General features: G+C 39.8%; 25 protein-coding genes. 17 read left to right on the top strand and 8 right to left on the bottom strand.

Going from position 1 to position 24,883, the window contains the following annotated elements:
- Positions 1-354 precede the first annotated feature (354 nt).
- The 4 genes from BZG42_RS07320 to BZG42_RS07305 form a co-directional block, all read right to left on the bottom strand.
- The gene (locus BZG42_RS07320) at positions 355-2,154 is read right to left on the bottom strand and encodes an acyltransferase family protein (protein WP_155995510.1); all 1,800 of its coding nucleotides are present in this window, start codon (positions 2,152-2,154) and stop codon (positions 355-357) included.
- Complete coding sequence (locus BZG42_RS07315) at positions 2,144-2,566, bottom strand: membrane protein (protein WP_024532546.1); 423 nt, start codon at positions 2,564-2,566, stop codon at positions 2,144-2,146. Before BZG42_RS07315 ends, BZG42_RS07320 begins: the two co-directional genes overlap by 11 nt.
- Positions 2,567-2,715: 149 nt before the next feature.
- Positions 2,716-3,135 carry a low molecular weight protein-tyrosine-phosphatase gene (locus BZG42_RS07310; RefSeq protein WP_024532545.1) on the bottom strand — a complete coding sequence of 140 codons (420 nt, stop codon included), beginning with the start codon at positions 3,133-3,135 and terminating at the stop codon, positions 2,716-2,718.
- Between the two features lie 51 nt (positions 3,136-3,186).
- Positions 3,187-3,399, bottom strand: a complete 213-nt coding sequence (locus BZG42_RS07305; protein ID WP_024532544.1) for a CsbD family protein — start codon at positions 3,397-3,399, stop codon at positions 3,187-3,189.
- 217 nt (positions 3,400-3,616) lie between these two features.
- Between BZG42_RS07305 and BZG42_RS07300 the strand changes: the two genes are divergently transcribed.
- The 14 genes from BZG42_RS07300 to BZG42_RS07235 all read left to right on the top strand — a co-directional run bounded on the left by BZG42_RS07300 (position 3,617) and on the right by BZG42_RS07235 (position 14,442).
- On the top strand, positions 3,617-4,141 hold the full coding sequence (locus BZG42_RS07300) for a Dps family protein (protein ID WP_024532543.1): 525 nt from the start codon (positions 3,617-3,619) through the stop codon (positions 4,139-4,141).
- A gap of 330 nt (positions 4,142-4,471) precedes the next feature.
- Positions 4,472-5,350, top strand: coding sequence for an ABC transporter ATP-binding protein (locus BZG42_RS07295; protein WP_120172027.1), 879 nt, complete (start codon positions 4,472-4,474; stop codon positions 5,348-5,350).
- Entirely contained in the window at positions 5,347-6,078 is a 732-nt protein-coding gene (locus BZG42_RS07290) for an ABC transporter permease (protein ID WP_120172026.1), read from the top strand. The genes BZG42_RS07295 and BZG42_RS07290 overlap by 4 nt, the downstream gene beginning before the upstream one ends.
- Positions 6,079-6,126: 48 nt before the next feature.
- Positions 6,127-7,191, top strand: coding sequence for a sensor histidine kinase (locus BZG42_RS07285; protein ID WP_155964939.1), 1,065 nt, complete (start codon positions 6,127-6,129; stop codon positions 7,189-7,191).
- Complete coding sequence (locus BZG42_RS07280; protein ID WP_120172024.1) at positions 7,188-7,790, top strand: response regulator transcription factor; 603 nt, start codon at positions 7,188-7,190, stop codon at positions 7,788-7,790. The genes BZG42_RS07285 and BZG42_RS07280 overlap by 4 nt, the downstream gene beginning before the upstream one ends.
- Before the next feature lie 311 nt (positions 7,791-8,101).
- A complete protein-coding gene (locus BZG42_RS07275) occupies positions 8,102-8,320 on the top strand; it encodes a YqgQ family protein (protein WP_024533101.1) in 219 nt (72 codons plus the stop codon).
- Positions 8,320-8,706 carry a rhodanese-like domain-containing protein gene (locus tag BZG42_RS07270; protein WP_120172023.1) on the top strand — a complete coding sequence of 129 codons (387 nt, stop codon included), beginning with the start codon at positions 8,320-8,322 and terminating at the stop codon, positions 8,704-8,706. Before BZG42_RS07275 ends, BZG42_RS07270 begins: the two co-directional genes overlap by 1 nt.
- Before the next feature lie 57 nt (positions 8,707-8,763).
- Positions 8,764-9,489 carry a serine protease gene (locus BZG42_RS07265; protein ID WP_120172022.1) on the top strand — a complete coding sequence of 242 codons (726 nt, stop codon included), beginning with the start codon at positions 8,764-8,766 and terminating at the stop codon, positions 9,487-9,489.
- 476 nt (positions 9,490-9,965) lie between these two features.
- Positions 9,966-10,505 (top strand): 16S rRNA (guanine(966)-N(2))-methyltransferase RsmD, encoded by a 540-nt coding sequence (gene rsmD, locus BZG42_RS07260; protein WP_120172021.1) that lies wholly within the window; start codon positions 9,966-9,968, stop codon positions 10,503-10,505.
- Positions 10,495-10,983 (top strand): pantetheine-phosphate adenylyltransferase, encoded by a 489-nt coding sequence (coaD, locus tag BZG42_RS07255; RefSeq protein WP_024533097.1) that lies wholly within the window; start codon positions 10,495-10,497, stop codon positions 10,981-10,983. Before rsmD ends, coaD begins: the two co-directional genes overlap by 11 nt.
- Positions 10,970-12,019: a SepM family pheromone-processing serine protease gene (locus tag BZG42_RS07250; RefSeq protein ID WP_155995512.1), complete on the top strand. Its 1,050-nt coding sequence runs from the start codon at positions 10,970-10,972 to the stop codon at positions 12,017-12,019. Before coaD ends, BZG42_RS07250 begins: the two co-directional genes overlap by 14 nt.
- 130 nt (positions 12,020-12,149) lie before the next feature.
- Complete coding sequence (locus tag BZG42_RS07245; protein WP_155964235.1) at positions 12,150-12,806, top strand: YutD family protein; 657 nt, start codon at positions 12,150-12,152, stop codon at positions 12,804-12,806.
- 8 nt (positions 12,807-12,814) lie between these two features.
- Positions 12,815-13,927, top strand: a complete 1,113-nt coding sequence (gene rlmN / locus BZG42_RS07240; protein ID WP_155995514.1) for a 23S rRNA (adenine(2503)-C(2))-methyltransferase RlmN — start codon at positions 12,815-12,817, stop codon at positions 13,925-13,927.
- Positions 13,924-14,442 carry a VanZ family protein gene (locus BZG42_RS07235; protein ID WP_024533153.1) on the top strand — a complete coding sequence of 173 codons (519 nt, stop codon included), beginning with the start codon at positions 13,924-13,926 and terminating at the stop codon, positions 14,440-14,442. Before rlmN ends, BZG42_RS07235 begins: the two co-directional genes overlap by 4 nt.
- 769 nt (positions 14,443-15,211) lie before the next feature.
- Here BZG42_RS07235 and nadE read toward each other — a convergent pair.
- The 3 genes from nadE to BZG42_RS07220 form a co-directional block, all read right to left on the bottom strand.
- Positions 15,212-16,036, bottom strand: a complete 825-nt coding sequence (nadE, locus tag BZG42_RS07230) for an ammonia-dependent NAD(+) synthetase (protein WP_155972360.1) — start codon at positions 16,034-16,036, stop codon at positions 15,212-15,214.
- Positions 16,037-16,049: 13 nt separating this feature from the next.
- Complete coding sequence (locus BZG42_RS07225) at positions 16,050-17,510, bottom strand: nicotinate phosphoribosyltransferase (protein ID WP_155995516.1); 1,461 nt, start codon at positions 17,508-17,510, stop codon at positions 16,050-16,052.
- 105 nt (positions 17,511-17,615) lie between these two features.
- The gene (locus BZG42_RS07220) at positions 17,616-18,260 is read right to left on the bottom strand and encodes a prepilin peptidase (RefSeq protein WP_155995518.1); all 645 of its coding nucleotides are present in this window, start codon (positions 18,258-18,260) and stop codon (positions 17,616-17,618) included.
- Between the two features lie 222 nt (positions 18,261-18,482).
- Here BZG42_RS07220 and BZG42_RS07215 point away from each other — a divergent pair, with 222 nt between their 5' ends.
- The 3 genes from BZG42_RS07215 (at position 18,483) to pflA (ending at position 21,593) form a co-directional block, all read left to right on the top strand.
- On the top strand, positions 18,483-19,037 hold the full coding sequence (locus BZG42_RS07215) for a class I SAM-dependent methyltransferase (RefSeq protein WP_120172015.1): 555 nt from the start codon (positions 18,483-18,485) through the stop codon (positions 19,035-19,037).
- A gap of 303 nt (positions 19,038-19,340) precedes the next feature.
- Positions 19,341-20,678, top strand: coding sequence for a hemolysin family protein (locus tag BZG42_RS07210; RefSeq protein ID WP_120172014.1), 1,338 nt, complete (start codon positions 19,341-19,343; stop codon positions 20,676-20,678).
- Between the two features lie 123 nt (positions 20,679-20,801).
- Positions 20,802-21,593 carry a pyruvate formate-lyase-activating protein gene (pflA, locus tag BZG42_RS07205; protein ID WP_120172013.1) on the top strand — a complete coding sequence of 264 codons (792 nt, stop codon included), beginning with the start codon at positions 20,802-20,804 and terminating at the stop codon, positions 21,591-21,593.
- A gap of 403 nt (positions 21,594-21,996) precedes the next feature.
- Here pflA and BZG42_RS07200 read toward each other — a convergent pair whose 3' ends face one another.
- Positions 21,997-24,654 carry a mucin-binding protein gene (locus tag BZG42_RS07200; RefSeq protein WP_159780114.1) on the bottom strand — a complete coding sequence of 886 codons (2,658 nt, stop codon included), beginning with the start codon at positions 24,652-24,654 and terminating at the stop codon, positions 21,997-21,999.
- Positions 24,655-24,883 lie beyond the last annotated feature (229 nt).

The raw sequence follows: 24,883 nt of genomic DNA, 5'->3' as shown, positions 1-24,883 counted from the left end.
TATAGCTGATATAGATAAAGGAGCAAACCAATGAGTTTATATTCATCGCTTCAGTTATCTTCTACCTATGGAGCAAATGCTTGATGGCTGTCTAGTTTTCCCCTTTTCACTCTCTGCCCATTGCATTGCATGCTGATTTTGTGCTGAAGAGTAACCGTTTGTCTTTACTTTTGATGTCCTTATTGAACAATGCCCACGAACAACTCAAATCATCTAAGGGGAAGCTGAAGATAGCTAAGTCAGAGCAAAAAACAGATCTTTCTTCCCCAAAAAACGAGCAACCGTAACATGCTGATTAGCAAAAAATACAGTTGTTCGTTTTTCATCATTTGTATCCGATGGTGCACAAGTATTTTAGTTCTTTATAGGTCCTTGTGCAACAGCATCAATTGCATTTTTTATGGTTTGGGCGAAGAGTTCAGCACCATTGGTTTCAAGATTGAAGTGAACCAAGTCAGTATTGTACCAGATTGGAGGGTTGTCTTTTGCTACTTGATACCAGTCCGCAATCGAAATATATTCATATTTTTTTGCGAGTTCTTTTTCATATTGTCCTGTTTTGTAAGCAATGGAATTATCTGGTGCAAAGTTACCATCATAAGGAGTCACAAAAATCAAGCGGCGTCCTTTGGGAAATTCCTTGACTAGTTGATCCAAGAGTTCTTTATAATTCTCAGAAGTGTTGGTTCCTAGAGATACAACGATGGTTTCTCTCAAATTATTATTTTGTTTGTAAAGGTGAATTAAACGGGCAATTTCAGTTAGATTGCGACTGACAGTTCCGTCAATTTGTGCATCAGGAAGGACAGATTGAAGGGCAGTACTTGCCCGAACCGTGACAGAATCGCCGAAAATTGTCACCCCTTTTTGGATTTCAAAACTTGTAGCTTTGGCATTTTCAGCTGCTGAACGAGTGGTGTTGAGCTGGGTTTGGGCTTGATAAAGATTGCTGATGAGGCTTTCTTGCTCAAATGTTCCTAATTTCGGAGCAAATAAACAAACTCCTAGACCGATGACAGTAAATATTCCTAAACATCCAGTCACCCATTTTTTGTAAGGTCTGAGATCCAGGGGAAGATTAAAGACCATTCCAACTTTTCCTGCAATGTAGGGTTCTACAACGTAGAAGGAAATCGCTGCAAAGATTATAGAGAAAGTTAAAGATAAGATAGCGGCTATACCTGTACTCATCAACTGGGTAAAGATGACAAGCAGTGGCCAGTGAAAGAGATAGATACCATACGAGATAGCTGCCAAGAAAAGAATGATTCTTGGTTCGCTGACTTTTTGCGTTTTTTCATGGAGTACACGGGCAGCAAAAATCATGGTAGCTGTCGCAAGGCTGGATAGGAGGAAACCGATGAGATAGGTCCAAATAGAACTAAATCGGAGCGTGAAGAGGAGAATAAGCTCTACCCCTACCCCACCAGCGAATAGTCCCAATGTTCTTTTAGGGGTCAATTTTTGAACTTTTCGATGGAAGGAGCTGGTTGTATGGCTGATGCCAGTAATCGTTGCCAGAATACCTCCAAGGAAGAAGGGAAAAGTATGTGCAAAACTAGAGTAGTAAATGGACGAGAAGTTATCCACAAAGAAACTAGAGATGAACATGGTAAGGAAACTTAATGAGAATAGACTAACTGAGGTCAAGAAAATAGTTCCTCGGAATTGACCAATATTTTTAGAAATACGAGCCAAATACCAGACTAAACCAGCCCAGATAAGATAATATTGTACTTCAATAGCTAATGTCCAAGTATGAACAAAGAGATGAGGAGAAAATTGATTTTCATAGCTACCACCAGATAGAATCTCGAAGAAGTTGGTCATAAAACCAAGAGCTGCTGCGACCTGACTACCAATATTTGCCCTAAAATCAGAACGAATGAGCAAAGATAGAGGTAGGACCAGAAGAATCGTCAGGATCAAGGGAGGAAGAATGCGGTATAATCTTCTTCTGAGAAAGCCTACCAAATCAATTTTTTTATACTCGGCAAACTCATCAATGAGAAGGGCAGTGGTTAAATAACCAGACAAGGTGAAGAAGAGATCAACTCCGACAAAGCCTCCTGGAAAGTATTTAATGAAGAAGTGATAGAGCAAGACGAAGACTAGCCCGATAACGCGTATAACGGATAACCATTTAATTCTCATATTGATAAATCCCCTGTTTAAATATTCCTTCATAGGTGGCTTGTCCTTCGGTTGTCAGTTTGCCTTTACCTTCTGCATAGCCGTTTTTAAATTCTCCGGTATACACCCAACCGTTTGCGGATGTATAGGTTCCTTTACCATGGAAAATCCCATTTTTAAACTGCCCCTCGTAGACATCTCCATTTTCAAATGTCAACTTTCCTTGCCCATTCATTTTATTAGCAACAAGGTAGCCGTTATAGCGCAGGGCACCATTATGGAAAGTCATAGCCTGCTTCGTTCCGATTCGTCCTGTAAAAACGGAGAGAGCGCAGAATAAGATGACGAGGAGGGCGAGTATTTCGAGTCTCTGCCGGGTAAAATAGTTACTAATCTGTTGTTTATTGAGACTAGGTAATTTGAACTCTTTCATAGTTTTCAACTTTCGATAGGATTAGATTGACTGATTTCATCAGTTCTACTTAGCATACAGCAAGAAATTGTCAGTTCAGTCAGGATTAGTTTACCATTTTTTTACAAATATTACAAAAATATTACGCAAAGAATCTTAAAATTGCTAACCTACTTCAATCTCTTTATCCAGTTTTTACACCCTTCTGTCACCATGGCATAGGTCTCATCAAAGTTTCCCGTGTACCAAGGGTCAGGGACGGATTTTTCTGCGAATTGGAAAATTTTACTTTTTGCAGAGTCGGGTGCCATTTTTTTCAAGTCAAGAACATTATTGTGATCCATTCCGATGATAATATCGAATTGTTCAAAATCTGCTTGACTTATTTGTTGTGAGGTTTTGCTTGCATCATAGGGGATGTTATGCTTTTTGAAAATTTTTTGAGTACCAGGGTAGACGGGGTTTCCATGTTCCCAACCGGAAGTAGCGCGACTTTCAACATGGAAGTGATCTGTCAGATGCTTCATGACAAACTCAGCCATTGGACTACGGCAGATGTTCCCTAGACAAACAAAAACAATTTTCTTCATGATGTATCCTTTCTTTGCAGAAGAAAAGGCAACCGAAGTCACCCTATCTAGTTATTTGTCTTCTTTATCAAGGGCATTTTTGATACCTTTCACTGCCCCCTCGAAGCCTTCTTTTGCATCTTCTACTAATTCTTTTGCTTTACCAATTCCTTTTTCGACAAGTCCTTCCATTTCGATTTCCTTATCGCCTGTCAGTTTACCGATTCCTTCTTTTACGGAGCCGGCTAGCTGTTCTAGTTTTGCGCCAAATTTTTCTTCTGACATAAAATCCCTCCTTCTCAATAGACGGGTGTGATGATTTTCGTGAGATGGAAAACCATATATTACTTATGTTAGTAGTGTAACTCATATAAGCTAATATGGCAAGTGATTCGTTTGCATGCAGGGAGGATATATATTTTGATGTCTTACCTGATGGCTATTGCTTGCAAATTTTTATTTTTTTATTTATAATAATTATAAATAAAGAAAAGGGTGATGAATAATGAAACAAAATTACTACCAATCTCCAGCAGAAATTGCTTCTTTTAGCCCGCGTCAGTCAGCAGCATTGGTTGATTCCAAGGCGGTTCTCAATCAGGCTGTAGCTGATTTATCTGTCGCTCATTCTATTCTTCATCAAGTTCATTGGTACATGCGTGGTCGTGGCTTCATGATTTGGCATCCGAAGATGGATGAATATATGGATGAAGTAGACGGCTACCTTGATGAGATGAGTGAACGTTTGATTACACTAGGCGGTGCTCCATTCTCAACCCTCAAGGAATTTAGTGAAAATAGTCAGCTTAAGGAAGTACCGGGGGATTACAACTTATCTTTGGAAGAACAGCTTGAGCGTGTGGTGACAGTTTTCCGCTATTTGGCAGATTTGTTCCAACGAGGTTTTGATGTTAGTGATGACGAGGGTGACAGCGTGACTAATGACATCTTTAATGTTGCGAAGGCTAGCATTGAAAAGCATATTTGGATGCTTCAAGCAGAACTCGGTCAAGCACCTGAATTGTAGGAAATAGATGAAAAAGAGTCTGAAATGGCTCTTTTTTCTATGCTATCATTTCATGTGACATTTGTCATTTCAAGTCATGACAAAGGTTTCTAGTGAAGATTGAACGGCTAGATTATACTAAACGTGTAGAATCTATCAGGTATGTAAGGAGAGAGTGATGAGGACAGTTTTTGGGGTGGTACTCTATTTTACGGTAGCGCTTATTTTGATTTATACTTCCTGTACTTTATTTGGAAATGGAGTTTTTATTGTTGATAGTTTGTTTTGGTCAGTGCCAGCCGGCCTTATGATCAGTTTGGTTGCTAGCATAATCTGTAAGGAGAGAGTTGGATGATTAGTGTAAGTCAGATAGAAAAAGTTATCAAGGGACGGACGATTTTGTCCGATATTTCTTTTGAAGTTAGGAGCGGAGAATGTGTTGCTTTGATTGGTCCTAATGGTGCTGGTAAGACAATGCTCCTATCTTGTCTTTTGGGTGATAAGAAAGTTTCCCGAGGACAGGTTTTACTAGCTGGTCAGGATCCACAAACTAAAGCTAATAGGGAAAGGGTAGCCGTTTTGCCTCAAGACAATGCTATTCCAACGGATTTGAAAGTAAAGGAATTACTTCGTTTTTTTCAAGCCATTTATAAGGATAGTTTGACAAATGAGGAAATTGACAGCTTGCTCCGTTTTTCCTCAGAACAAAAAAATCAACTAGCTGGGAAGCTATCAGGTGGTCAGAAGAGACTCCTAGCTTTTGTGATTTGTTTGATTGGCAAGCCCAAACTGCTTTTCTTGGACGAACCAACAGCAGGTATGGATACATCAACTCGTCGACGTTTTTGGGAGATAGTCCATGAGCTCAAGGAGCAAGGAGTAACTATTTTCTATACTAGTCACTACATTGAAGAGGTAGAGCATACAGCAGAACGGATTTTGGTTTTGCATCAGGGCAAGCTCTTGCGTGATACGACACCATTTGCTATGCGGAGCGAGGAACGAGAAAAGGAAGTGACCTTGCCAATTGCTTTTATAAGTGTCGTAAAGAAGCTGGCAGATATTAGAGAAGTGACCTATAAACAGGATACCGTCAGCTTTAAAACGAGAGAAATCGAGAAAGTTTGGGCTGGCTTACAGAAAGCCGGTTGCCGGATTTCAGATTTGGAAGTGCAGAATAAGACCTTGCTTAACAGTCTATTTGATGAAACAAAGGGGGAAGAAAAGTGAAAGCTCTGTTAGCAATTGAAAGCATTAAATTACAACGGGATTTGGGAACCTTCCTACTTTCGGTAGGGATGCCAGTCATCTTTTTCCTCATCTTTTCCTCAATAGTGCAATTTAATGATCCCAACATGCAAAAAAACTTTATCCAATCCTATATGTTGACGATGACCAATTTTTCTATGTCAGGCTTTGCCCTCTTTACTTTTCCTATGATGTTAGCGGAGGATCGTAAAAATAGTTGGTTAGTTTTTCTTCAGCATTCTCCTTTATCCACATGGAAGTACTACGTATCTAAGCTTTATCGAGTCTTTCTTTGTTTTCTTATGTCTATTTTCATCGTTTTTGCGGTTGGAGGCCTAATCAAAAAGGTGAAACTATCCGTTTGGGGATGGAGTGTGTCAGCAATTCTCCTTCTCTTAACCTCGGTAGTTTTTCTAGCTATTGGCTTACTCTTGGCACAAATCCAGTCAGAACAAACCATGTCTGTAGTGAGTAATCTGCTTTATTTTATTCTAGCAATTCTCGGAGGTTCTTGGATGCCTGTCCATACTTTTCCAGAATGGGTACAAAAGATTTGTAGATTAACACCAAGTTACCATGTCAATCAGCTAGTAGTCACCTATGCTCAGAACAGTGAATTTTTATGGAAGTCCTTGCTTATTGTACTAGGATATGCGATAATTTTTCTAGTAATAGCTCTCTTTTTCAGTAGAAAGAGCCAAGTCAAGTGAGGTTCTATGAAATTTTTCACTATATTTGAGAAGAGAAAGATATCGCCCATGTTTTTTGTAGGCATGATCTTTCTTTATTTTCCTCTTTACTATTCTCAGTATTCTCCTAATGCAGTGCTAATAGTGGTATCAACGATTCTCTTTGCTCTGTTCTATTGTTCGCTCTTTTATACTAACCACAAACTTTATTCTATGCTGGCCTGGTTTTATATGATTGGCTATATTGCCGTTATGAGTTTTGGTAGTAATCTGCAATTTTCCCTCTTTCTCTTTAACCTATCTAATATGCTTGCCTGGCACTATAAAGAGGATAGATGGTCTTACCGAACAGTTTCCTATACGGCGTTATTGGTAGCTATTTTGCTTTGGGCCTCCTTTGGACCTGTCGTTTTTGAGATTCGTGCTTTCATTTTTGTCCTTCACTTTTTCGGTATTGCCTTATTGTTATTTGAACGGATGGAGGCTAAGCGAGAGGCCATGAAAAAGCGATTACAGGAGCAAAATGCCTCTATCAATCTTTTACTTGCTGAAAATGAGCGTAATCGTATCAGTCAAGATCTACACGATACATTGGGGCATGTCTTTGCTATGATGTCGGTCAAGGCGGAATTAGTTCGGACTCTCTTGGAACACCATCAGGTGGAACAGGCTAAAAAAGAAGTAGCCGACCTTCAAACCCTAGCAAAAGATTCTATGTCTGATGTTCGCCAGATTGTTCAGTCTCTTAAGCAACATACAATAGCAGAGGAATTGCAGATCTTGCAGCAGATGCTAGCCTTGGCAGGAGTGGATTTGGTCGTTTTTGATAGGGAAATAGCAGAGCAGTTGAGTATGCTTGTCCAGAATAAATTAGCTATGGTGTTAAGGGAGCTGGGTAATAATCTGCTTAAACACAGCAAAGCCAGTAAGTGTTATCTGACTTTTGAACGAGAGAAACAGGGACTTATTTTGAAGTACGAAGATGATGGAATTGGCTTTACCCAACTCAAAGGCAATGAATTACATACTATTAGAGATAGGCTGGTAACGATTCAGGGAAGGTTGGATTTTCTTTCTCTTTCTAATCCTACTCGCCTGTCCATTCGAGTACCGATCGAGGAGGCATCAGAATGAGAATCTTGGTTGCAGAAGACCAGTCGATGTTGCGAGACGCTCTCTGTCAGCTCCTGAGTTTTCAGGATACGGTGGCAGCTGTTTTACAGGCTGAAAATGGGAATCAAGCCATTTCTATTTTGAAAAAAGAGCAGGTTGATGTGGCGATTTTAGATATTGAAATGCCGGAAAAGACGGGATTGGATGTGTTGGATTGGGTGCGCGATCAAGCCCTACCCGTCAAGGTTATCATGATGACGACCTTCAAACGACCAGGCTACTTCGAGCGAGCAGTCAAAGCAGATGTTGATGCCTATGTACTCAAGGAGCGCTCGATTTCGGATCTCATGCAGACCATTGATACAGTCCTAGCGGGGAGGAAAGAATATTCTCCAGAGTTGATGGACATCCTCTTAACCCAGCGTAGTCCTTTGACAAAGCAGGAAACTCACTTGCTTAAATTGGTGGCGGATGGATTGTCCAATAAGGAAATTGCAAACCAGCTTTACCTGTCCAATGGGACTGTTCGTAATTACATGACGGGTATTCTATCTAAACTAGGCGTGGAAAACCGCATTGCTGCCACTAAAGTTGCAAAAGAAAATGGGTGGCTCCAATAGAGGCTATTGGAAATACGAATTGCCATTCAACTGCATGCAGACAAGTCCTGTCAAAGTTGATAAAATCGTAAGCTATCAATGGATTACATTCTTAGAACTGTTGAAATAACAGCCTTTCTAAAATTTTTTTATTTTTTGACAATAAAGATAAAAGAGTGAGGAGCTGGCTTAGGACGGACCGTTTCTTTTATTTTCTTTGTTATAAAAGTTGAAGATAATATCAGCTAGTAAGGCATTCAACGTATTTGGATTCATCCATATACGTTTATTTTTGTATTGAAAAAATCCTGATATTTTGCTAAAATTTTTCTATGAAAAGACTTTATGATGTGCAGCAGTTGCTCAAGCGCTTCGGAATTATTGTCTACATGGGAAATCGCCTCTACGATATTGAGATGATGCAGATAGAGCTTAATCGAGTCTATCAGGCTGGTTTGTTGGAGCGATTAGAATACATGGAAGCCGATCTTGTCTTGAGACGAGAGCATCGTTTAGAATTAGAGTATCAACAATCGAAGGAGAGGCATTGATGGAAACATTGTGGATGATTTTAGTATTTTTAGTTCTGTTGGGAGCATGGATGGGATTTAATTACTGGAGATTGCATCGAGCAGCTACAGTGATTGATAATGCTGAGTTTTCGGAAAAAATTCATGCAGGTCAGTTAGTTGACCTGCGTGATCCTAATGAATTCCGTAGAAAACATATCTTGGGAGCCCGCAACATTCCTTATCAGCAATTAAAACAAAGTACAGCAGCTCTTCGTAAGGACAAACCAGTTTTAATTTATGAAAATGATCGTGGTCAGTTGGTGACACCTGCGGCTCTTCATCTAAAAAAACAAGGCTTTAATGAAATCTATATCTTGAGTTACGGCTTAAACGGTTGGAATGGCAAAGTGAAAACTGCCAAGTAGTAATGGTTGCTGGATAGTCGTTTTTTCATAAATGGTAGGACAGATAAGGACAAAAGTATGGAAAAGAAGTTTGAAAGATTGTCGTGGACTGAGATTGGTATCATTTCTTTTATGGGACTCGTCTTATTGATTAGCCTAGCAGTTAGCTGGCATAAGAAGTCTCAAACCTCAAGCGGCGAATCGACTATTGCTCAGCAAGCCCCCACCATTCAAAAAAAAGCCACAGATACCTTAATCCAAGAAGCTGAGAATGCTGTAATCGTATTAGAAGGTACACAGACTGAGGAAAAATTACTTGAAGCTCAATTTGCTGTAAATAAATTAAAGGATGTAAGTAAGAAAGAAGCGTTGCAAAAACGGATTAATCAAGTAAAAGAGCTGGTCGGCCAGCAAACAGATAGCCAAAAGCAAGCTAAGCTAAAAGCTGAATTGGCTAAAGCAGAAGCGGCAAAAAAGTTAGAGGAACAGAAAAAAACTGCTGAAAGCGAAACCGAGCAATCAACGACTGCTTCTGAGAAAGAAACTCGTCGCCAAGGTTCCTACTCAGTACCAGTTCAGAATACCTACCGTGGGCAACAACCACCTCTTACTACAGAGAATCAGCAGCAAATCAACTCATCAGATACTAGTACAAATTCTCCGGTAGAGTCCAGCGAAACGGCACCGGCGGAGGAGTCTGTAAATTCTTCTGCTTCAATTGAGACAGAGACCACGCCCCAAACGAGCGAAACATCAGAAACTGAACACTTGACAGATCCAAATATAACAACGGATAATCCTTAATAACACAAGAGCGAGACTGAACTTTTAATCCGGTCTTGCTCTTTTAAATAAATAACTAGTTCAAGGAGTAAGAAGGTAGCAATAGCCTAGAAAACAGAATGCTGAGACAAGACGAAACTGTTTTGTGGATTTTAGCCGTAGCATCTTATTCTCTTACTTTGTAGCTCAGTTTTAATCCGTCATTACCTCAAATTATTAGCCTCAACTTTTTAGGTAAATAACTGTCTCCAGTTATCCGGAGTATATTCCTACTCTCACCTTTCAAAACTTCCATAAAATCGTTTTCCGAATCTATCCTTATCTAGCTATCAGTCTACACAAGGACAAGTTTGAGATTAGTCATCTGTCCAATGTTGTATAAATAAAAACTGTTGACAGTTGCTTCACAAAAGAAAGGCTTTCCTTTCTCTAGGAATTAGTAAGAAGTCTATGCTTGGGTTTAGCAGTTATCTCTATTTTTTGCTATAATAATCTTTATGAGAATTGTATCAGGTAGTTATGGTGGAAGAAGATTAAAAACCTTGGACGGCAAAATAACAAGACCAACCTCAGATAAGGTTCGTGGAGCCATGTTTAATATGATTGGTCCCTACTTTGATGGCGGTCATGTCTTGGATCTTTATGCAGGGAGTGGTAGTTTATCTATCGAAGCAGTTTCACGGGGGATGGCATCAGCAATTCTAGTCGAGCGGGATCGTCGAGCGCAAGCCATCATTCGTGAAAATATCGCTATGACAAAGGAAGAAACTAAATTTCGTCTTTTGGCTATGGAGGCAAGTCAGGCCTTATCCAGTCTGGAAGGTCCGTTTGACTTGGTTTTTCTAGATCCTCCTTATGCCGAACAGGAGATTGAAGTCATGGTGACAGAACTTTGTCAGCGCCAGCTCTTATCAGAAGATGTCATGGTGGTTTGTGAGACGGATAAGGCGGTTTCTCTTCCGGAGGAAATAGCAGAGCTAGGTATTTGGAAGGAAAAAATTTACGGAATTAGTAAGGTGACAGTGTATGTCAGATAAGATTGGAATGTTCACGGGTTCCTTTGACCCAATTACCAAGGGGCATGTAGATATGATTGAACGAGCTAGTGGTCTTTTTGACAAGCTCTATGTCGGTATTTTTTTCAACCCTAATAAAGTCTCTTTATTTACAGGGAAAGAGCGTTTGCGCCATCTTCAAACAGTCTTTGAGAGAAGTCCAAACATAGAAGTTTTTTTGGCAGGTCAGCAACTGGTTGTTGATATGGCTCATGAACGAGGTGTCACCCATATCGTACGTGGTCTGCGCAATAGCATTGATCTAGAATATGAAGCTAATTTTGACTATTTTAATCATCAGTTAGCGCCAGATATTGAGACAATCTATTTGATTTCAAAGCCTCAATATCGCAATATCTCTTCAAGTCAAATTCGTGAGCTGATACAGTACAAACAAGATATTAGTCCCTATGTACCATCTTTTGTTAGTGAGGAAATAAAAAAGAATGAAAAAAAATAGAAAACTACTCTTAATCACATCCATTGTTTTAGGAACTCTTTTGATTTGGTTTACTGTCTTTGTTCCCCTACCTTATTATCTAGAAAGTCCTGGAGGAGCTGCTGATATTCGTCAAGTATTAACAGTAAATAATCAAGTAGACGAGAAAGAGGGATCTTACAATTTTACTTATGTGTCTGTTCAGCAAGCTACAGCTTTGCAACTGTTAGCAGCCCAGTTTGACCCGCATACAAGTGTGCGATCAGCTGAAGAGATGGCAGGTGGTGCCAATAGTGCAGAGTACTTCCGTATCGCTCGCTTCTACATGGAAACTTCACAGAATATGGCCAAATACCAAGGGTTAACCTTGGCAGGAAAAGAAGCGAATATGAAGTTCTTTGGCGTATATGTTCTCAACTTGGCAGAAGATTCTACTTTTAAAAGTATTCTTAATATTGCTGATACAGTTGTTAGTATCAACGGAAAAACCTTTGAATCATCACCAGATTTAATCAAGTATGTTAGTGGTTTAGAATTGGGCAGTGATGTTACAGTTGGCTATATCAGCGATGGGGAAGAAAAATCGGCCAAGGGTAAGATTATCAAATTAGCTAATGGTAAGAATGGTATTGGAATTGGTCTTGTTGATCATACGGAGGTTCAAAGCTCAGTTCCAATTGATTTCCAAACAGGTAATATAGGTGGACCAAGTGCAGGACTGATGTTCACTTTAGCTATCTATACTCAATTGGCAGATCCTGATTTGCGCGATGGACGGATGATTGCAGGAACGGGTACCATAGAAAAATATGGTAAGGTTGGAGATATTGGTGGAGCAGATAAAAAGGTTTTATCAGCGGCTAAAGCGGGAGCAAGTATCTTCTTTGTTCCAAATAATCCAGTTGATGAAGCCATTTTGAAGCTGAATCCAAATGCCAAGACCAATTATGAAGAAGCGAAAGAATCCGCTGAGAAGGCGGGTGTGGATATTGAAATTGTCCCTGTCCAGACTGTTCAAGACGCTATTGATTATCTTAAGAAGACAAAGAGCGAGTAAGTCGCTCTTTTTTTATTATAACTGTCAGAATTTTCTCCTAAATGTCAAAGCAGAAGCATTTCAATCTGAATCATGTTATAATGATAAGGTTAGGAACAAAAGTATAAACATTCCATAGATAGGAGGACAAATGAAAAAAGAGATTTTACCTGAAATGTATAATTATAATAAATATCCAGGTCCAAGCTTTGCCCGTGTCGGAGACAAGGTTGTAGCCGAAAATATTGAATTAGACTTGTTAGAAGATTATAAAGAAGCCTTTGATCAGACAATCTTTGGTCAACGTTTTTCACAACTCATGCTCAAGTTTGACTACATCGTAGGCGATTGGGGTAATGATCAGCTGCGCTTAAAGGGTTTTTATAAAGATGATAAAAACGTAAAGCATGATTTAAAAATCAGCCGATTAGATGATTATTTGACAGAATACTGTAATTTTGGTTGTGCCTATTTTGTCTTAGCAAATCCGAATCCACAGGAATTGCCAGTAGAAGTGGAAGAAAGACCACGTCGCAGGCGTAACCGGAATCGTAGCCGCAATCATAATCAGCAGTGGACGGATTCCGTTGGACCAAAAGAGAATAGAAATAGTCGCAGCGAGAAGCAGAAAAAAAGCAAACAACAAGGGAAGCAAACGGATCAGTCTCGTCACTTTACTGTTTACCGTGATAAAAAATCCAACAATGCGAAGCAAAATCAGGCGGAGCGTTTCCAGAAACGTGATCGCAAACAAGATAAGCGTGAGATGAATGAGGCTAAGCGTAGCTTTGTCATCCGACAAAAATAGGGAGAAATATGAAACCATCAATTTATGCTTTTAGTCAAGCCAATCTTGTCGATTGGATGTTAGAAAATGGGGAAAAGAAATTTCGTGCTGCTCAAGTTTGGGAATGGCTCTATCGCTTGCGTGTTCAATCTTTTGCAGAAATGACCAATCTACCTAAGTCCTTGATTGAGAAGCTGGAAGAGCATTTTGTTGTCAATCCCCTCAAGCAACGGATCGCCCAAGAATCAAAAGATGGTACGATGAAATACCTTTTTGAATTGCCGGACGGTATGCTGATTGAAACTGTTCTTATGCGCCAACATTATGGTTTATCAGTCTGTGTAACGACTCAGGTGGGCTGTAATATTGGCTGTACTTTCTGTGCTTCTGGTCTCATTCCAAAGCAGCGTGATTTAAATAGCGGTGAGATTGTTGCTCAAATCATGTTGGTGCAAAAATATTTGGATGAGCGAAATCAACATGAACGTGTGAGTCATATTGTCGTGATGGGAATTGGTGAGCCGCTTGATAACTATGACAATGTTATGACCTTCTTACGTGTGGTTAATGATGATAAGGGACTGGCGATTGGTGCCCGTCATATAACGGTTTCAACATCCGGTTTGGCACCAAAAATCCGTGAATTTGCTCGTGAAGGAGTTCAGGTCAATTTGGCAGTATCTCTTCATGCGCCAAATAATCACTTGCGCTCCAGTATCATGCGCATCAACCGTAAGTTTCCAATTGAAGTCTTATTTGAGGCGATTGAAGACTATATCGAGGTGACCAACCGCCGTGTGACCTTTGAATATATCATGCTCAATGAGGTCAATGACGGAGTGCAACAAGCTCAGGAATTGGCTGATTTAACGAAGAATATCCGTAAGTTATCTTATATCAATCTGATTCCTTATAACCCTGTTAGTGAGCATGACCAGTATAGTCGTTCAACTCCTGAGCGTGTGAATGCTTTCTATGATCGCCTCAAGAGAAATGGTGTGAACTGCGTCGTTCGTCAAGAACACGGTACGGATATTGATGCTGCTTGTGGGCAACTACGTTCCAATACGCTTAAAAAGGACCGTGAAAAGATGCGTGCTCGTATCGCTGCAGCCAAGGCAAAGGCGGGGATCAGAGCATGAGACGATTCTTTAAGGCAGATGGTAGTCTGACTAAGCTAGGAAACTGGACTTGTACATCTTTAGCTGGAGCTTACGCTCTGGCTATTGCTTTACTTTGCTTTCTTCCCCAAAACTTGTACCCTCAGTACAAGGACTTTTCCACACCAGGAATTATTCAGGTTGGCCGACTTTACTTCTTGCCTACTCCCTTCAATAGTATCATCAATGGTGATAAGGTAGATAGTCTAACCAATTTTGGCTGGATTGTTCTACAAAATATGACAAATATCTTCCTCCTTTTCCCTTTGGTTTTTTTACTCTTATTTCTATGGGAAAAATGGCGGAGCCTTCGAGCAGTTACTATTTATACTTTTTGCATCAGCCTTTTTATCGAGTGCATGCAATTGCTTCTGGATCTTTTGATTGATGCCCAACGTGTGTTTGAAGTAGATGATCTTTGGACAAATACATTGGGTGGAGTTCTTGCCTACCTGACTTATAAATGGATAATGCAACGCGGTAGATTTTCGAAATAACTTTGATGGTTTGTAGTGTTCAAGTCATAAGTTCTTAGGACTTGTGGAGAGGCTTCCACCTATAAGTTTTACGAATTGTCAGTTTTTAAGCAAGCAGAAGATAGTACTGAATCTTTTAGTCAAGGATTATCAGAAAAAATGAACTGAATTTTCAAATTGTTTAGAAAATTTCAAAAAATAACTTGACCTTTTTCTTTTTCTAACGTATAATCATATATAATCAGTAGAAGTAATAAATAGATTGTCTATAGATAACCTGTGGTTGGTGTAACTAGATGGCAAGAGTTTATGAAATAAGCTGAAGCCAAATGAGCAGTTGTATCCATTTCTAAGAGTTATAGATTTGGGTAAGCAAATTTGGTTCGAAGAACTCGAAACACTGAGAATTCGGTCCTCACACCTTTCCCTTATCGTGCGCCTCCTTTTTAAGGAGAAACCTATGGATCTTTCTAGTCAAGGTTCATAAGTGGGTGGTACCGTATCCATTGGTGTCCTCGCGGGAAAAGCCTGCGAGGGATTTTTCATATTATCGCCTTGTGTAGGCTAGTACTTGCTTGATGTTACCTAGTTGCAAATGAGGCAATGCCGAAACGATTGTAGTTTGTAAGCTCCTTTTGCGGAATTTGTAAATACTTAGAAAATAAAAAATGACTTGTCCATTTATCTAGGGCAGGTCATTTTTATAAGGCACTATTAACTGTGAATAGGAGAGGATGATCGCTTTTGTATGTAAAATGTACCGACCGAGTTTATCTTTTCCTGACCAAGTTTACTTCCAAAAATCATCAAAGATAGTAATGGGAAGGTGGCGCTTATGGGCAGTTTTCTTCCACCAGCTTTCAATGATGGTCTGAGCTTGAGGGTCAATAGTTTTTCCTTCAAGATAGTCATCAATTTGGTTGTAGGTAACTCCCAGAGCGGTTTCGTCAGCTAAGCCTGGCTTGTCATCTTCCAAATCTGCGGTTGGGATTTTTTCGTAGAGCTTGGCCTCAGCACCGAGTTCGGCCAATAGTTGTTTACCTTGGCGTTTGTTAAGGCGATAGAGAGGAAGAATATCGGCTCCGCCATCTCCGTGTTTGGTGAAGAAGCCAGTAATATTTTCAGCAGCATGATCGGTTCCAATGACAGCTCCTTTACGTTCGCCAGCAATAGCATACTGGGCGATCATTCGCATGCGAGCTTTGGCATTTCCCTTGTTAAAATCAGACATGGTTAGACCATTGGTATTGACAGCTCCTACCATAGCATCTGTTGGCTCTTTAATGTTAATGGTTAGACTGACATCTGGTTGAATGAATGCAAGGGCAGCTTGAGCATCAGACTCATCAGCTTGCACACCATATGGAAGGCGGATAGCAATAAACTGGTAATCATTGTCGCCGGTCTCAGTTCGCATTTCCTCCATGGCTAACTGAGCCAAGCGCCCCGCAAGGGTCGAGTCTTGCCCGCCAGAAATTCCTAAAACATAGGTTTTTAAAAATGGATGTTTTTTTAGATAATCTTTTAGAAAATCAATAGAGCGGCGAATCTCCTCCTGAGGGTTAATTTGAGGCTTGACACCTAGTTCTTTTATAATGATTTCTTGTAATGTCATATAGTACCTTTCGTTAGATAGACTTGGTCTGACTTTGTTTACGAATGCGATTGATAAGGTTCATCTTGTTATCCCAAACATCCTGAGCCAAGTCAACTGGGTAGAGTTGTGGATTAAGGACGCGCTTATATTCATCCCAGAGCTTGTCAATTTCTTGGTTAGCATAGGCTTGAATATCAGCTAGACTTGGAAGGTCGTAAACTTGCTGACCATTTTCAAAAATAGGAACCAGAAGTGGCCGCGCTTCAAAATGCTCAATAGTTTTATTGATATAGGTATAGGTTGGGTGGAACATATAGATGCTATCCATCTGGGTCACATCTGTATCGGCAAAGGTGATATAGTCGCCTTCAGATTTTCCTTTTTCTTTAGACGTGATTCGCCAAACCTGCTTTTTGCCTGGTGTGGATACTTTTTCAGCGTTAGAGGACAATTTGATGGTATCGCGCATATTTCCATCTTCATCTTCAATAGAGACAATTTTGTAGACAGCTCCTAAGGCTGGTTGATCATAGGCAGTAATGAGCTTGGTTCCAACTCCCCATACGTCAATTTTTGCTTTTTGCATTTTCAGGTTGAGGATGGTGTTTTCGTCAAGATCATTGGAAGCATAGATTTTTGCGTCTGTAAAACCAGCATCATCCAATTGTTGACGTACTTTTTTTGAAATGTAGGCCATGTCCCCAGAGTCAATGCGAACGCCTTTAAAGTTGATTTGATCTCCCATTTCCTTGGCAACGCGGATGGCTGCGGGAACGCCTATGCGAAGAGTGTCGTAGGTATCCACTAAAAAAACACAATCTTTGTGGGTTTCTGCATAGGCTTTGAAGGCTTTATAGTCATCACCATAGGTTTGGACCAGAGCATGGGCGTGAGTGCCTGCTACAGGAATGTCGAACAGTTTTCCAGCTCGGACATTGGAAGTGGCAGAAGCACCACCGATAAAGGCTGCTCGAGTTCCCCAGATAGCTGCATCCAGTTCTTGGGCACGACGAGTACCAAACTCCATCAAAGGCTCATCTTCTATCACAGCCTTGATACGACGGGCTTTAGTAGCAATTAAAGTTTGATAATTGACGATATTTAAAATGGCTGTCTCAACCAGTTGGCATTGGGCCAAAGGACCTTCTATTTGCATGATTGGTTCGTTGGCATAGACCAAGTCTCCTTCTTTAGCAGAGCGGACGGTCAGGGTCATTTTCAAATTTGCCAAGTAGTCAAGAAAATCTTGTGGATAACCCAAGTCTGTCAAATAGTCCATATCAGTCTGGCTGAAGCTGAGATTGTTGAGATAGTCAACCACGCGCTCCAATCCCGCAAAGACAGCATAGCCATTTTTAAAAGGTTGTGAACGGAAGTAGACTTCAAATACTGCATGTTTATCATGAATGCGTTGGTTAAAATAAACCTGCATCATGTTGATCTGGTAAAGATCGGTGTGCAGGGTTAGGCTATCATCCTGGAATTGTGTCATTGTTTTTCTCCTTTTGTTTCTATAAAATGAAGTTCATTCGTTTTTGGTGCTTATTGAATCCTAATATGTGTTCTATTATACCAAAAAAATCGAGACAAGCTCGATTTACAGGTATAGGTTGATGATAATGCTAGCTAAAAAAAGAAAAGGTACGTAGGGTAGAGACTTGGGTTTAAAGATGAAAAAGATAGCTAGTCCTAGAAGGGAGCTGACTTGGACAATCCAGAGTATTTCCATAAAGCCAAAGAAAAGGGACAGACTTGCCAGATAGAGGAAGTCACCGGAGCCAATCTTCCATTGCCATTTTTCCGTCAGATAAGCTAGGAGCAAAAAGCCGCAGAAAAGCCAGTTGAGCTGAGAGAGAACCAGTCCGACGAAAGTAAAAAACAGCCAGATTGCAAAGGGATATTCCTGATATTTAATATCGTAAATGGTCAGGACCAGTCCGCCAACTAGCAGGACAGTTTCCAATACGGATAGGAACTGTAGATGGCAGAGCAGAACAAAAAGACCAGATAGACATTCCAATCCTAGATACCAATAGGGAATCGCTGCTTTACAGTAGCGGCACTTGGATGTTGTCAATAATTGAGACAGGATAGGGATCAAGTCCCAGGCCTTGAGCTGTCTCTTGCAATGATTGCAATGGCTGGCCGGTGCAATAATGGAATATTCAGGGAAGCGATCAATCACCAGTCCCAGAAAGGAGCCGATAGAAGCTCCGAGGAAAAATAAGATAAATGTCTTCATGCTTATTTATTCGTAAAGATGGACGGAAAATTGAAAGAACTGATAGAATTTGCTTAAACTCACGAGAACAAGCAGATTGGTAGAAACTTAGAATTGGGTGTGGTAGCTAGCGAAAGGTTAGGAAATATGGTACTCATCCCCAATTCCCTCTCTTTTGTGTTATACTAGCTTGTGATTTAATTTTACGTCAAATAAAAATATTTTTTTTTTGGAGGAAAAAATATGCTCAGACCCCTACATATGGCCCATGCTTTCTTAGATGAGATTTTGACAGCCCAAGATTTAGCGGTTGATGCGACGATGGGAAATGGCTACGATACCTTATTTTTAGCACAGAGAGCAGGAAAAGTAGTGGCTTTTGATATTCAGCAACAGGCCTTGACCACAACAGCTACAAAGCTAGAACAAGCAGGTTTAACAAATGCCAAATTAGTTCTAGCTGGACATGAAACTGTTGATCAGTATGTAGATGAGTGCAAAGCGGCTATTTTTAATCTGGGGTATTTACCATCTGCAGATAAATCTGTTATTACTTTGCCTGCAACCACCTTAGAGGCTATTGGAAAGATTCTTGACCGTCTAGTGGTGGGTGGTCGTCTAGCTATTATGATCTATTATGGACATGAAGGTGGAGCAGTGGAGAAGGATGCTGTGCTTGATTTTGTTAGCCAACTGGATCAGACTGTTTTTACAGCCATGCTCTATAAACCACTCAACCAAGTCAACACACCTCCATTTTTGGTGATGGTAGAGAGATTAAAAATCAGCTCAAAATAAAATGGATATTGATGTAATTCGTAACTCAGTAGATAAATATATTCCACGTTTTGTATCAATTATATATTTTTAGTCAGAAATGGACTAGTTCTGATGATTTATGATATAATAGAAATGTTATAGCCAAATAAAATAGCTATTAGGTTAGCTTGAACAGTCTAGAGAGGAATGGAAGAGATCAAAACTAAAACTGGATTTTTTGCTTTCCTAGATACTGGCATAACCGGAATAAGACTAGTCGAAAAATATCGGCAGTTCATTCTATTTCAAAAGATTAGACAACTTTATTTTTAGGAGAATATCATGGAAGACCCTGGTAGTCAGACCATTCAACTACAGATTTTATTGCTTTTACTATTGACCTTGCTCAATGCTTTCTTTTCGGCTTCAGAAATGGCCTTGGTTTCCCTCAATCGTTCAAGGGTGGAACAAAAGGCAGCAGAAGGGGAAAAAAAGTATATTCGCTTAGTCGCAGTTTTGGAGAATCCAAATAATTTTCTTTCAACGATCCAAGTTGGTATCACCTTTATCTCGATTCTTTCTGGTGCTAGCTTAGCCAATGATTTGGGGTCTGTATTTGCAAAATGGCTAGGAAGTTCCTCAACTGCTCAGACAGCAGGTTATTGGTTGGCACTTGCTATGTTGACTTTTATCTCCATCGTTCTTGGCGAACTCTATCCAAAACGGATTGCTATGAATATGAAAGAAAATCTGGCAGTCGTTACAGCGCCGGTTATCATTTTCTTGGGCAAGATTGTGAGCCCCTTTGTTTGGCTCCTTTCTGCTGCGACCAATCTCATCAGTCGTATAACTCCAATGAGCTTTGATGATGCGGATGAGCAGATGACTAGGGATGAAATCGAGTACATTTTAACCAAAAGCGAACAAACCTTGGATGCTGAAGAAATCGAAATGCTACAAGGCATCTTTTCATTGGATGAATTGATGGCACGAGAAGTGATGGTACCAAGAACAGATGCTTTCATGGTGGATGTCGAAGATGATATAGAGACGATTCTAACAGCTATTCTCAAACAGAATTTTTCACGGATTCCAGTTTATGATGGCGATAAGGATAATATTATTGGTCTGATACATACCAAGAAAATATTATCAGAAGCCTTTACCGTTGGTTTTGACCAATTGAATATTCGCCGAATAATGCAGGAACCGCTTTTTGTACCAGAGACAATTTTTGTAGATGATTTGCTTAAGGCTTTACGTAACACTCAAAATCAGATGGCGATTTTGCTAGATGAATATGGTGGTGTCGCTGGTCTTGTTACCTTAGAAGATTTGCTGGAGGAAATCGTTGGAGAAATTGATGATGAAACGGATAAAACAGAGATCTTTGTCCGTGAAATTGCTGAGAACACCTACATTGTTCAAGGGAGTATGACCCTTAATGATTTCAATGAACATTTTGATATGGAATTAGAAAGTGATAATGTGGATACCATTGCTGGTTATTATCTGACTGGTGTTGGGACGATTCCGAGTCAGGATGAAAAAGTTTCCTTTGAAGTAGACAGTAAGAGGCACCATTTAGTCCTCGTCAATGATAAGGTGAAGAATGGTCGTGTTATCAAGTTAAAGATCCTGATGACACCGATTGAGGAGGAAGAAACAGAGAAGGACTAGGGAAGCTAGTCTTTTTCGCTTTGCATCTTTCTGAAAAAATCAATGAAAAGCAGATATGAAAGCAAATGATAGGAGCGTTTACGCTTTTGTGTTATACTAGTTTTATTAAGTGATAAGGATGAGATTATGACAGAGGTTGATTATCGTACGGTCACAGGATTGGTTCATTCAACAGAAAGTTTTGGTTCTGTCGATGGACCAGGGGTGCGTTTTGTTGTCTTTATGCAAGGATGTCACATGCGTTGCCAGTATTGCCATAATCCGGATACGTGGGACTTGGTCAATCCATCGGCAACGGAACGGACCGCAGAAGATGTGCTCAATGAGGCTTTGCGTTTTCGCATGTTCTGGGGGAAAGAAGGGGGGATTACGGTTTCTGGTGGCGAAGCGACGATCCAGATCGATTTTTTAATTGCTCTTTTTACTCTTGCAAAAGAAAAAGGGATTCATACAACTCTGGATACCTGTGCTTTGACCTTTCGTAAGACAGAGCGCTACTTAGAAAAGTATAGCCGTCTGATGGAAGTGACAGATTTAGTGCTTCTTGATATTAAAGAAATGAACCCGGAACAACATCGGATTGTGACGGGACATAGCAATAAAACGATTTTGGATTGCGCGCGCTATCTATCGGATATTGGTAAACCTGTTTGGATTCGCCATGTATTGGTTCCAAATTTGACAGATCGAGACCAAGACTTAATCGAATTAGGAAAGTTTGTCAAAACGTTGAACAATGTGGAGCGTTTTGAGGTTTTACCTTATCACAATCTTGGTGAATTTAAGTGGCGAGAATTAGGAAGACCTTATCCATTAGAAGGGACGAAGCCTCCTACAAAGGATCGCGTTGAGAATGCCAAAGCTTTGATGGAAACAGAGACCTATCAGGACTATTTAAATCGGATTAAAGGTTGAGAATAATCTATCAAAAAAATATATTTATTGAGGTGGCGGTATATTCTTTTGATCTCTAAAGACATGGGACATCCTAATAAATTGACAATAATTTGAGATTGTTTGGACGGATATTGTTTTTAACTGCATTCCTATGCTTTATGATGTTTGCTCCCTTGTAGATTAGTAGCTTACAGTACATTGCCTCGAATAGTAAATCGAAGGAATAAGAAAGGCGAACCACTTAGTTTTCTGTTCATCAGAATTCTTAGTGGTTCGCTTTTTACATTGCTATTCAGATTTTACTTTGCTCTCCAAACATTAAAGTACGATTTTGTCAACCGTTTTAAAGAGTCTTAGTCCTATCTACCGTCTAGTTTCCATATTTACTTTTGATATAATGAGAAAAATCTGGGTTCAATTCCTAATCTTCTTGTCTTTTTTTAGGCTTAATAAGAAGAAATGAGCAACTAGCAAGCAAAGTAGTGCCTAGTATGCTTAGATTAGAAACTTCGTCACCAGTTTTAGGCAGTTGAGGAAGTTTCAGAGGTGATTCAGAAGTTGTTGACTTGGTTAGCTGTCTTACAGTTCCTGTTGGCATTGTTTCTTCTTCAGTTGTTGGTGATTTAGCTGTAGTAGCTTTAGTGAGTGTATATGTCACAGTTTCTACACTATCTGTGCTGTCTGGTGATACAGTTTTTTCCGCAATTTCTGTTTGAGTAGTTGTGTAGTTCTCAAGGACAGGGGTGTTTACTGCTTCCCACACTGTTTTTTCTGTCTCCCAATCTCCGTAAGTTTTCTCTCCAGTAACATCATTTGTGGATACTGTTCGTGTGAAGTTTACGGTTTGTGTAGTACTTGGTGCAATTTCTTTTCCATCTCTATCCACATACTTAATTGTTCTGCTAACCGTTTTGTTTTCTGTTGTTTGAGAACTTGTTGGCAAATATGTCACAGTTTCTACACTATCTGTGCTATCTGGTGATACAGTTTTTTCCGCAATTTCTGTTTGAGTAGTTGTGTAGTTCTCAAGGACAGGGGTGTTTACTGCTTCCCACACTGTTTTTTCTGTTTTCCAACTTCCGTAAGTTTTCTCTCCAGTAACATCATTTGTGGATACTGTTCGTGTGAAGTTTACGGTTTGTGTAGTACTTGGTGCAATTTCTTTTCCATCTCTATCCACATACTTAATTGTTCTGCTAACCGTTTTGTTTTCTGTTGTTTGAGAACTTGTTGGCAAATATGTCACAGTTTCTACACTATCTGTGCTGTCTGGTGATACAGTTTTTTCCGCAATTTCTGTTTGAGTAGTTGTGTAGTTCTCAAGGACAGGGGTGTTTATTGCTTCCCACACTGTTTTTTCTGTTTCCCAATTTCCGTAAGTTTTCTCTCCAGTGACTTTATTGGTCATCCTTTTGCGATTGAAGACTGCTTTTTGGGTGACAGATGGAGCTACTTCGTCGCCGTTTTCGTTCACATACTTGATGATACGAGTTACTTCTTTTGAGTCTACTGATTCTTCTATCTTGGCCCTGTAATTTAATTTTACTACTAAATCAGTGTCAGCACTTTTTCCTGTGATTGGTGCGGAATCTTCTAGTGGTCCCACATACTCGTAGTTGTCAAACTCCTTAATTTGGGCTGTGTAGTCAATTCCCTTAGCAACTTTGGATAAAATAAGGTCTCGGGAAACTTCTGGCATTGGTTTTCCATCTAAATAGTATTCTGTGTAAACCGAGCTAAGTCCCTCTGTGGAGACAAGTACTGCTGTACCATTAACGTTGACGCGGTCCCCTTCGCTAGCATTGAAAGTTTCATAGACAGTTTCTCCCTTACGTGTTAAAGTTACATGCAAATCGTTAAATGTTTTTAAGCCATTGTATCCATCGTATTGTGCGTTAAGTTTTGGCAGAACACCGAGGATAGTCCATTCATACGAATTGTATTTTGGATCGAGGGTACCATAAACACGGTAAGTAGTTGTTTTAGCATCTACGGATTGTAAAACTAAGCGAACACTAGAGCTAGTCATTTGCTTGTAAGCTACACCACTATCTCCTACAGGAACCATTTCTTCAGCTCCACCTTGTAATATATAGGCTGAACCAATGACAGCTGAGTCGTTATCAAAAGGAATAGTTGGTCCTTTACTGATGGTTAATATATCACCATTTTGTAATCCTGTCGTACCAGGGATAATATAGACTGAGCGATAGCGAGCAGTGACTTTTCCATTTACAGTTGTGATAGTATATCCAGCAGAAACTTTTGTCTGATCTCCAACTTCTAAGTTTCGAACAACCAGTTCTCGAACCGGTACGGTTACGGTTGTTTCCTCTTTTCCATTGATACTAATGGAAGCTGGGATTTCATACGAACGATTTGCAGTCAGTGCTTTTACAGCTTGAGGAGTTGAAGCAGTTGTTTTTAAAGAAATTGGGAGATGGTCAGTAGCATACTTGTCTGCATTATTATTTAAGGTAATGGTTACAATCGTTTTATAGAGACTATCTTCAGGTGCTAATGTTTCAGCTCCTGTCATTTTACTATCTGTAGGAATGTTGCTTTCGACAGTAGATGTTACTGTACCGATTACCTTATTATCATAGATGAGGTCTCCGTCAGAAATGGTGGTATTGACATTTTTGTATTCAATAACTATGGGAGAACCTTGGCTTGAAGGATTGACAATATCGAAATTGAGAGTTGCTTTGGTGCGACTAGCAGCACCTACTAAACCAGGAGTAACCTCGATTTTTGCAGAAACATTCGCAATTTGATTTGTAGTGGAAGATTCCAAAGTGGTATTTGATGAACGTAGCACAGGTTCTGTTCGGTCACTTTTATCCAGTTTATCTGATTCAAGCGATTGATCGGTTGAAGCAGTGGGGAGTTCATCCTCTGTGGTTGCTGTTTTAACTGTTTCTACAGCGGCATCCTCTGTTAATGCAGCAACTTCTGCACTTGGCAGGATTAGTGAGCTCCCCATCGCTAACAAGAGGGTACAGCCATAACAGAAAAATTTTCCTTTTTTTATCATTCGCCAATTTTTTTGTTGGCTATTTTTTTTATTGAAAAACATAAGAACAAGTCTCCTTATTTTTTATTGGTCAACTTATTAGATAAATTTGACCAATCCCCATTATATATATATATATATAATGTCAAGTAAAAAACTTTGATTTATCAAGTTATTTTATACATGCATATTATTCATAGGGTAGGAGAAGTGATTATCGTATATTGTTTTCAGTATCCTGGTCGTTTAAGCTATCTGTATAGTATGAATCATTGAGTGAAATATTTCTTCC

It is taken from the genome of Streptococcus sp. DAT741 (genome assembly GCF_009866825.1).
Taxonomy (GTDB): domain Bacteria; phylum Bacillota; class Bacilli; order Lactobacillales; family Streptococcaceae; genus Streptococcus; species Streptococcus ruminantium.
Note: the sequence above shows the minus strand (reverse complement) of the source record. Positions and strands in the feature narration are given on the sequence as shown.